Genomic DNA, 9,165 nt, shown 5'->3' on the forward strand with positions numbered 1-9,165 from the left:
TCCTAAAGAACTGAAAAGTGAAATGCAGAACATACATGACCAATTCATGCAAAAGCACTTTGAAATACAGAGGGAGAGGGAGGTAGTTGACAAAACCGGTGCTACTCGAAAAATACTTTCTAACGCAGCATATCTACCCGCGACTAAGATGGGAGGGCCTTTTAAAATGACGTTTATTATTGAGGAAGATCAGAGTCAAAAAGATTTGTACGATCTTGAAGTAACAATACAAGAACTCCGCAAAAAGATTAGCGCGCAAGAAATAGCTCAACAGCTTTCCGATCATGATTTGCGTAATAATTTGTTATCTATTCTGCAAATTGTAGAGGTTTTATTCGAAAAGGAACCTACAGAAGATCAGAAGATTTGGTTGAATTACCTGAAACAGCGTAGTACCGACACCCTAGGTTTGCTAAAGGCCACATCTGACTATATCAAGATGGAGCAAGGTGAATATGAGACTGAGATTACAAAGTTTAATTTGATAGAAGTAATTCAAAAAGAATTAGAAGGTCTGAAGAAAATAATACTCTACAGACAAATTCAGATTTCATTAATGTACCAAGGTGAACCCATTAGCGAAGAAACTAAGGTGAATGTGCTGGCGGATAAGTTTTATATGAAGCGTATGTTCCACAATCTGTTGTTAAACGCGCTAGAAGCTTCATCAGAGTGTCAAAAGGTATCAGTTTCATTGAATTGTGATCGCTTTTTTACCATTGTTATTCATAATAAAGGAGCTATTCCTCAAGATGTCAGAAGCAATTTTTTTGAAAAGTTTACTACTTCGGGTAAGAAAAAAGGTACGGGCTTAGGAACTTACATCGCTAAGTTGGTGGTGAAGATGCACCAAGGTACTATCGCCTACCAAAGCAGTGAAGAAGATGGTACCGATATCATCATTCAACTACCTCAAAAGGTGCTAGACAATTCGTAGTTAAGTCAACCAAATTTGGGTATCCAATCTAATAGAATAATACATTCACGACAGAGCAGGTTTAATTTTTTGAAACAAAATTCTAGTAAGAGCTTTGTATAGTAACCTATGGACCTATCGTATCTAACCCCCCAACGTATTCAGCGGTTTATTCAATCAGCTTTACAAGAGGATATTGGCGAAGGTGATCATTCTACTCTGGCTTCAGTCCCCGCTGATGCGGAAAAGCAAGCCCGATTATTAATAAAAGGGGAGGGAATTATCGCAGGGGTAAAATTGGCCGAACATATTTTTAATGCGGTTGATAAGCGATTATTGTTAGATGTAGCTATTGAAGATGGCTCATCGGTTCAGTTTGGCGACGTTGCTTTTATTGTAAGTGGGAAGGCCCAATCAATTCTTACCGCCGAACGACTGGTGTTGAACTGTATGCAACGGATGAGTGGCATCGCTACCTACACGCACCAGTTGCAGTCCATGATCAATCATACCAAGGCTAAACTATTAGATACTCGAAAAACTACTCCTAACTTCCGTCTGCCGGAAAAGTGGGCGGTGGCGATTGGCGGCGGGCAAAATCATCGGTACGCTTTGTACGATATGATTATGCTTAAAGATAATCATATTGACTACGCCGGGGGAATTCAACCAGCTGTGAATCAAGCGCAGCAGTATTTACAGGAGAAAAATTTGAATCTCAAGATTGAAGTAGAAACCCGTAACTTAGCAGAAGTTCAGCAAGTGATCGCAGTGGGTGGCGTAGATGTAATTATGCTGGATAATATGACTCCTGACCAAATGAAGGAAGCCGTAGTGATTATTGGTGATCAGGCCGAAACGGAGGCTTCGGGTAATATTAATGAAAATACCATTGTGGCTGCGGCTGAGTGCGGAGTAGATTATATTTCCGTTGGAGCATTAACTCATTCGGTGAAGAGTCTGGATATGAGTTTAAAAGCGGTATAGTCCTGCCGAATCTTATAAAACTATTCGTAGTATTCCTGATTTCTATAACTCAACTCAAACTTCCGTTTCAAGTTTGACTGGAAAGTTTTATACTTGCATCCGCATTACGCAGTGCTTGAATTTTGAAGAGACTTTTTCATGATCGTTAAAACCAAAAAATATAAACTTTCTACCGGCACGTATATCAAACTGGCCATGTTTAATTTGCTCCGTAAGCAGTGGTGGGTATTTCTGATCGTAGCGGCCCTCATGTGCGGAGCATTTTTTATCTGGTCAATCTGGTGGATCATCGGTCCGCTGATTGCGTTACTGCTTTACGCTTTATTTTGGCTCATCCAGTTTACGGGAGTTACTCAAATGGAGCAGAACAAAATTCTGTTTGAGCGGCTTAGCTATGAGATCAACAGTCAGCAAGTACTAATTAAAGTAAATACTAAGCAGGGTATGCCTCTGAAGTGGGATATGATTAAAGACGCTCGTATCGGTAAAGACTACTTCTTATTAATTGTATCCAAAGCCCAATTAGTACACTTACCTTTTCGGATTTTTAATACTGAAAACGAACGTAAATTTTTACAAACAATTCTAAAGCGGAAGGGCTATATAAAAACTTAACTACTTCATTCTATAGATTCGTAGTGAAGCGTACTGCTATTGTTTTGATCCAATATTTTTTGGGCTGATCGCTGTATATCCTCAGTTGTAACAGCCTGTATCTTCTCCGATTCTTGATTGATCAAATTAGGATCACCAAGCATAGAAGAATAAGCCAAACTCATTGCTCGGTTGAGTAACTCCATTTCTGAAAATACCAACGTTGATTCTGCTTGATTTTTTACTTTCCGCAGTTCTTCATTACTCACAATATTTTCCTTTACCTCTTCGACTACTGAGTTAATGGCCTCGTCGGCTGTCTGCAAAGCAACGCCTTCGTTGAGCCTACCATTAATAACCAGTAGGCCCGGATCTACGGAACCAGTTACGTAGGCGTTAATTGAACTGAACAGCGGGTTTTCTTTCACTAGTTCGGTAAACAAGCGAGAAGAGCGACTTCGTCCCAATATATCACTCAGCAAATCAGCCGCGTGGTAGCCAGCATTGGTGCGTTCAGGTATATGGAATGCTTTATAGATAGCATGCGCCGGTACCTTCCCCGTTTTCTTTGTAAATCTTGGGGTAGTTTGTTGAGCCTCTTGTGGCAACTGACGATCGTATGCTTCACCAGCCGGAATATCGCCAAACCATTTTTCGGCCAATCGCTTCACTTCTTCTGCTTCTACTCGTCCGGCTACTACCAATATGGCGTTATTAGGCCGGTAAAACTTATAAAAGAACGACTTCACATCGTCTAAGGTAGCCTGTTCAATGTGAGCAATATCGCGACCAATAGTAGGCCAGCGGTAGGGGTGAGTTTGGTAGGCTAATCCTTTAAGCGTCATCATCGCATCTCCGTAGGGCTGATTAAGGTAGTTTTGCTTGTATTCTTCAATGACCACCTTACGTTGTACTTCCAGTACTTTCGGATCAAACGAAAGGCTCATCATCCGGTCCGATTCTAACCAAAAAGCCGTTTCTAGGTTCGTTGCCGGTAGTGTGAGAAAATAATTAGTAATGTCAGGATTAGTGAACGCATTATTCTCGCCCCCAACTACTTGCAGAGGTGTATCGTAGTTAGGAATATTTTTAGAGCCGCCAAACATCAGGTGCTCAAACAGATGGGCAAAACCAGTTTTGTTCTCATCTTCGTCACGAGAACCTACATTGTAAAGCACATTTACAGTCGCAATAGGCACCGACGAATCTTTATGCACCAGTACTTGTAAACCGTTAGAAAGTTTAAATTGATCAAAGTCAATCATATATGTAGTTTTAGTAGTACTGCTGTTAACAACTAGAACTCTCTAATCGTTGTGAAATAGCGATTTTTTTATTGAGTCAAACGATAACAATTACTGCTATTTCTTTTTGCTTAGCATAATTAGTATCATTGAGCAAATTTTCGCTAACCATGCCAACTACCAGTAACCAAACCGATAGCACTAGCCACTCTCGGAATTTAATTTATCAGTTTTTTGATCTCATTAAAGAAGAAAGAACATTTATCTTGCTGATAGGTGTTCTTTTTTTTGGAGCAGCGGTGGTTTACCCCTATCCGGGCGTAGCTATGTGGTTCGGCTTCCTAATAGCGGCTTACTCGGCAGTTTCTAACGATAGTATCCAAACCCTAGGCACATTCATTGCCTCGAATGCCGACCGTCGGTGGTACGTACTCTGGTTGTACATTGGAGGTATTTTTCTGGTTACCGTTACGGTTGGTTGGATACTCAACGATGGAGGAGTCTCCTTCGGACGACTGCGAACCACAGAGGCTGATGGTAGCTTATCTTTTCCTCAGCCCGAGAGCTTTGCGTTTCTGCAAATTGCTGCCCCAATCTTTCTGCTAATTCTCACCCGCTTGCGGATGCCGGTTTCTACTACTTTTCTGCTGTTAAGTAGCTTTGCAATTAGCCCAAGTGCGGTAGGTTCGGTCATTAATAAAAGTCTAACGGCTTATTTAATTGCATTTGTACTAGGGCTAGGGGTTTGGTATTTAATAACAAATATTACTCGCAAGTATTTTGTGGGTAAACCCGCCTTTGGCTGGGCCATTGCTCAGTGGATTACCAGTGGCACGCTGTGGTCGGTCTGGATTATGCAGGATGCCGCTAATATTGCTATTTATCTGCCGCGCTCATTGAACATCGCTCAGTTTTTAGGGTTCGCTTTAGTAGTATTTTTGGGCTTAGGGCTGATTTTCTTTTTGAAGGGCGATAAAATACAAGACATTGTCAATGAGAAAAGTGAAGTAACCGACATACGTTCTGCCACCATTATTGATTTCGTGTACGCGCTAATACTAATTTACAAACTTACGATTAGTACCATTCCAATGAGCACCACCTGGGTATTTATCGGACTGCTAGGCGGACGAGAGATCGGTATTCGGTTGCGTCAAAGAAACAACGGTGAAAGTGAAAGGAAAAGTGTAGGAGGTGCACTACGAATGGTTGGAAAGGATTTGGGTTTGGCTACTATCGGGCTGATCGTGTCAGTTTTATTAGCAATGGCGGTGAATGAGGAATTTCGGCAAGAAGTGCTGAAATATTTAAGTTAGTAAGTGAGCTGAAGGATTGAAGAGCAGAATAATAGAAGAAGTAGCATAATCTATTCATTCCTTCCTTCCTTTAGCTCTTCAGTCATTCTCTCAAAAAACATTTCTAGTAAAACAGTTTCGTCTGGTAGCTGAATTTGTAATTTTTCCTGTTGCCTACTGACTATAACCATGCCTTGCTGTTGAGGAAAGTTAAATACGTTAGGTGATTGTGTTACCGATTGAGCATTAGTAGTGATAGCTAAATCTACCTTTTCTGGTATCTGGTAAGTACTCGAAGAAGTGTACCAAACTACTTGAGTTGTATCAGCAATTGCCTTCCAAAAGCGCTTTCTGATTTTTGTGTCCTCATCCGATAGTAATAGCCCAGTTTTTTCAGTAATAGGATAATAGCGCAGTTCGCTACTTGGTAAATTAAACAAGTACTGAATATCGGCAGAAATAGTCCCTGCGATAACAATTGGAACCAGCGCATTTTCGTAGGTAGTTGGTCGCCATGAATGGAGCCAGTCGCGCCAAGCCTCTTCGGTAGCAAGATTGGCAAGGCCATCTATCAATACAAAATTAGGAAGTAGGTCATTAACTTGATGAGCAATGTGCTTCCATTTGTGTGAGTTTTGAAAAGCTTTGGGCGAAACCCAGTAGCTCTGCCAATCGCGATTATCTGGGGCGAACGTTTGAATAATTAAACGGGGGCTAATACCCTGATCTTCACCAATCACAAGGTAGTATTTGGTGTTAGGCAGTAAGTTTTTCAAATGACAGAAATAATTTTCCATGCCCCGGTGAAAGTTGGCGGCAGTAATTGTAGCCCGAAAAGCATAAGCCGCGGTGTCTTGCTGATGGTCTACGGTATCATAATAAACTCGTTGTAGATCAGGGCAACCACCAATTAGCTCCCAGCCAATGAGTGCTGAGGTGGATGGGCTTTCAGTAAGAATTAGTCGGTAGTTCTGGGTGGCTGCTTCACTTCGTAATGAGGAAGATAGAATTACCAAAGCAAGATAGCCTGTTGTTAATAAGTAATTTATAGCGTACCGATAGCTATTTTTAAAATAGTTTCTTAACATTAAGTTAACATTGGCTTAACAATTACGTAACATTACTTTTAACAGTAAATTCATTTGTTATGAAAACCCCCTATGAACATCGAGCAAAATACGGATTACACAACCTTGTGTTTGGGAAGCCTTCGAAGGAAGCAAGATTACTTTACTGGTTATTGTTAGGCCTTTTCTTGGTGCTTATCTTCACCTATAATTTTTTTTTAGCCTAATTACCCAACTGTAGTTCCGATATGGCTAACCACGCCATTAGACCGGGACCAATTTCCAGCGCATGTTCATCAATGTCAAATGTGGGAGTATGCACTCCCGAAGTAATTCCCTTGGCTTCATTACCAGTGCCCAATCGGTAGAAGCAGGCATCAACGTGATGAGTATAGTACGCAAAGTCTTCTGCGGCCATCCATAAATCTAAGTCCACCACATTATCCTCTCCTAAGTAATCAATCGCTAATTTTTTAGAGCGCTGGGTGAGTTCAGGATTATTTTGTAGAGACGGGTAACCCACTTTGATATCAATATCGCAGGAGCCGCCTAAGCCGGAGCATAAACCGTAGGCAATATCCTTTATCTTCTGATGCGCCTGATATCGCCATTCTTCGTCTAGCGTACGGAAGGTGCCCTCCAAATGTACTTCGTTAGGAATAACGTTGGTAGCTCCCTGGGCAATTACTTTACCAAACGAAAGTACCGACGGAATTTTTGGATTGGCCACTCGGCTGACCACTTGCTGAAGCGTAACTAACAACTGAGCGGTTATCATTACCGGATCAATATTTTTCTCGGGCATGGCGGCGTGGCCACCTTTTCCCTTAATGGTCAGATAAATTTCATCCGCACTAGCCATATACATACCTTCCCGAAAACCTATCTTTCCTGCTGGTAATTGAGGCAAAACGTGTTGGCCCAACATCGTCTGAGGACTAGGATTTTGCAAAACACCCTCCTTAATCATTAGCGAAGCCCCTCCCGGAAAACGCTCTTCTCCCGGTTGAAAAACAAGCTTAACCGTTCCCTCGAACTCCTCGCGAAGCTGCTGAAGAATATTAGCGACTCCTAACAGAGAAGAAGTATGAACATCGTGCCCACAGGCGTGCATCACTCCCTCATTTTTAGATTTATAGGGTACATCATTTGCTTCATAAATCGGTAGCGCATCCATATCAGCCCGGAGAGCCACAGTTCGGCTGTCAGGATTTTTACCTTTAATCAGCGCAACTACCCCAGTATCAGCTACTCCGGTTTGAGGTGATAATCCGAAGGAGGTAAGCGTCTCTGCGACAAAACGAGCTGTTTGATGCTCTTGGAAGGACAATTCGGGATGCTGGTGTAGATGACGACGGTAGCCAACCACCTGTTCAGCCAGTTCACGGGATAATGACTTTATTTGGGGTAGTAAAGAATTCATGAATATATAATACCAATATCAATCAACCGTTCGGAAGGTTTCGGGCACTAGTAGCACATTAGGAAAAAGTTTGCTCAGCGCAAAGTAGTCTTGTTGAGCTTCTAGCCGATTAGCGTATTCTCCGACTCGAGTCCGCCATATAGTTTGAAAGCGAACCGCTGGTTCTGCATCGGGTAGTGCCTGATACACTTTTAGTTTCGCATTGTTAGCCTCTTCCCGACTGTTTCCGGTATATACCTGGAGAGTAAATCCTTGATACTCATTATTCCTTCGATTTAGATCATCTACTGCATCAAAGTACGCTGAAATATCTTCCGTCACTGAATTAGGAGTTGGTAGGGCAGAAGCCGTGGTAATTATTTTTTCGGGATTCGGGTCGATAGAGTTCGATTTGCTTTGAGCAATGGAGTCGGCGTACTGAATTCGGTACTGGCTTAAATCTTCATTATACTCTTCTGCACCCTGAGTGCTAATTGTTTTTGTGGGAGCACACTGTTGAAATATAGCCATTAGTAAGGCTGAACAGAATAATATAAATGAACTGCGATTTATCATTTCCAAGATTTTGCTAAGTCAAAAGTAGATGTTTATCATAACAACTGCTAAATCATAGACATAAATTGTTTTCTAGCTGAATTGTTAGGTGGAATTAGGCGACGGTCGATAGTCCACAGTTCGGGTTTCCAGTCATTCACTTCTAACTTGTCGCTCCCTACTTTTCGTATTTCACATTTTAATTACCCATTCCAGCCTTCCCGATCGAGGCTACGGTACTGGATGGCTTCGGCCAGATGTTCTACGGCAATGTCCGAAGAATTGCTGAGATCAGCGATGGTACGGGAAACTTTCAATATACGATCGTAGGCGCGGGATGAGAGACCTAATCTCTCCATTGCTGTTTTTAACAAAGTTTTACCAGCCGGGGAAATTTGGCAGATTTCTTTCACCATCGGCGGGGGCATCATAGCATTGCAGTAGATTGATGTTTCCTGAAAGCGCTTGGTCTGTCGCTCACGGGCGGCAATCACTCTCTCCCGAATACATGAACTGCTTTCCGTTTTACGATCTGCGGTCATTTCATCGAACGGTACGGGATTTACTTCTACGTGAATATCAATCCGGTCGAGCAATGGACCACTGATCTTATTCAGGTACCGTTGTACCGCCGTGGGCGAATCGGGATGACCGGATTGGGCATCGTAGAATTCCCCGGAAGGGCTGGGGTTCATGCTGGCGATTAACATGAAATTGGCTGGAAAGTCGACAGTGCCCCGCGCCCGCGAAATGGTGACCGCTCGCTCTTCTAGTGGTTGACGTAATACTTCCAACACCGTTCGCTTGAACTCCGGTAATTCATCTAAAAACAGAATGCCGTTATGCGCTAAAGAAATCTGACCGGGTTGAGGAATATTTCCGCCACCTACGAGTGCGGCATCGCTAATAGTATGATGAGGAGCACAAAACGGACGTTGTGAAATAAGCGATGAATCAGTCGTTAGCTTTCCGGCTACAGAGTGAATTTTGGTAGTTTCCAGTGCTTCGTGCAAGGTAAGCGGCGGTAAAATGGTAGGAACTCGCCGGGCCAGCATGGTTTTTCCCGAACCGGGTGGGCCAACCATAATTACGTTATGTCCTCCGG

Annotated in this window: 9 protein-coding genes; 4 read left to right on the forward strand and 5 right to left on the reverse strand. The window is 42.5% G+C overall.

Annotated elements, in window-relative coordinates:
* The 3 genes from WBA23_RS18840 to WBA23_RS18850 all read left to right on the forward strand — a co-directional run.
* Window positions 1-937 (forward strand): sensor histidine kinase (locus WBA23_RS18840; protein ID WP_424583828.1); only part of this gene is annotated, 937 nt, incomplete at its 5' end.
* 108 nt (window positions 938-1,045) lie between these two features.
* Window positions 1,046-1,903, forward strand: coding sequence for a carboxylating nicotinate-nucleotide diphosphorylase (gene nadC, locus WBA23_RS18845; protein ID WP_424583829.1), 858 nt, complete (start codon window positions 1,046-1,048; stop codon window positions 1,901-1,903).
* A 138-nt stretch (window positions 1,904-2,041) separates the two neighbouring features.
* The gene (locus WBA23_RS18850) at window positions 2,042-2,518 is read left to right on the forward strand and encodes a YcxB family protein (protein WP_424583830.1); all 477 of its coding nucleotides are present in this window, start codon (window positions 2,042-2,044) and stop codon (window positions 2,516-2,518) included.
* Window positions 2,519-2,523: 5 nt separating this feature from the next.
* Here WBA23_RS18850 and WBA23_RS18855 read toward each other — a convergent pair whose 3' ends face one another.
* Window positions 2,524-3,762: a M16 family metallopeptidase gene (locus WBA23_RS18855; protein ID WP_424583831.1), complete on the reverse strand. Its 1,239-nt coding sequence runs from the start codon at window positions 3,760-3,762 to the stop codon at window positions 2,524-2,526.
* A 149-nt stretch (window positions 3,763-3,911) separates the two neighbouring features.
* On the opposite strand from WBA23_RS18855, the gene WBA23_RS18860 reads away from it, so the two are divergent.
* Window positions 3,912-5,057: a hypothetical protein gene (locus tag WBA23_RS18860; protein WP_424583832.1), complete on the forward strand. Its 1,146-nt coding sequence runs from the start codon at window positions 3,912-3,914 to the stop codon at window positions 5,055-5,057.
* Between the two features lie 50 nt (window positions 5,058-5,107).
* Here WBA23_RS18860 and WBA23_RS18865 read toward each other — a convergent pair whose 3' ends face one another.
* The 4 genes from WBA23_RS18865 to WBA23_RS18880 form a co-directional block, all read right to left on the reverse strand.
* Window positions 5,108-6,052, reverse strand: a complete 945-nt coding sequence (locus WBA23_RS18865) for a hypothetical protein (protein WP_424583833.1) — start codon at window positions 6,050-6,052, stop codon at window positions 5,108-5,110.
* Window positions 6,053-6,326: 274 nt separating this feature from the next.
* The gene (locus WBA23_RS18870; protein WP_424583834.1) at window positions 6,327-7,526 is read right to left on the reverse strand and encodes a M20 metallopeptidase family protein; all 1,200 of its coding nucleotides are present in this window, start codon (window positions 7,524-7,526) and stop codon (window positions 6,327-6,329) included.
* 18 nt (window positions 7,527-7,544) lie between these two features.
* Complete coding sequence (locus tag WBA23_RS18875) at window positions 7,545-8,036, reverse strand: SPOR domain-containing protein (protein ID WP_424583835.1); 492 nt, start codon at window positions 8,034-8,036, stop codon at window positions 7,545-7,547.
* 227 nt (window positions 8,037-8,263) lie between these two features.
* On the reverse strand, window positions 8,264-9,165 hold a 902-nt coding region (locus WBA23_RS18880), incomplete at its 5' end, for a YifB family Mg chelatase-like AAA ATPase (protein WP_424583836.1).

Source organism: Tunicatimonas sp., from assembly GCF_049647865.1.
Taxonomy (GTDB): Bacteria; Bacteroidota; Bacteroidia; order Cytophagales; family Cyclobacteriaceae; genus Tunicatimonas.

Bases quoted from the DNA above. Each gene is read 5' to 3' on its own strand.
- nadC (WP_424583829.1), top strand. From the start codon at position 1,046: ATGGACCTATCGTATCTAACCCCCCAACGTATTCAGCGGTTTATTCAA.
- WBA23_RS18850 (WP_424583830.1), top strand. From the start codon at position 2,042: ATGATCGTTAAAACCAAAAAATATAAACTTTCTACCGGCACGTATATC.
- WBA23_RS18855 (WP_424583831.1), bottom strand. From the start codon at position 3,762: ATGATTGACTTTGATCAATTTAAACTTTCTAACGGTTTACAAGTACTG.
- WBA23_RS18860 (WP_424583832.1), top strand. From the start codon at position 3,912: ATGCCAACTACCAGTAACCAAACCGATAGCACTAGCCACTCTCGGAAT.
- WBA23_RS18870 (WP_424583834.1), bottom strand. From the start codon at position 7,526: ATGAATTCTTTACTACCCCAAATAAAGTCATTATCCCGTGAACTGGCT.
- WBA23_RS18875 (WP_424583835.1), bottom strand. From the start codon at position 8,036: ATGGCTATATTTCAACAGTGTGCTCCCACAAAAACAATTAGCACTCAG.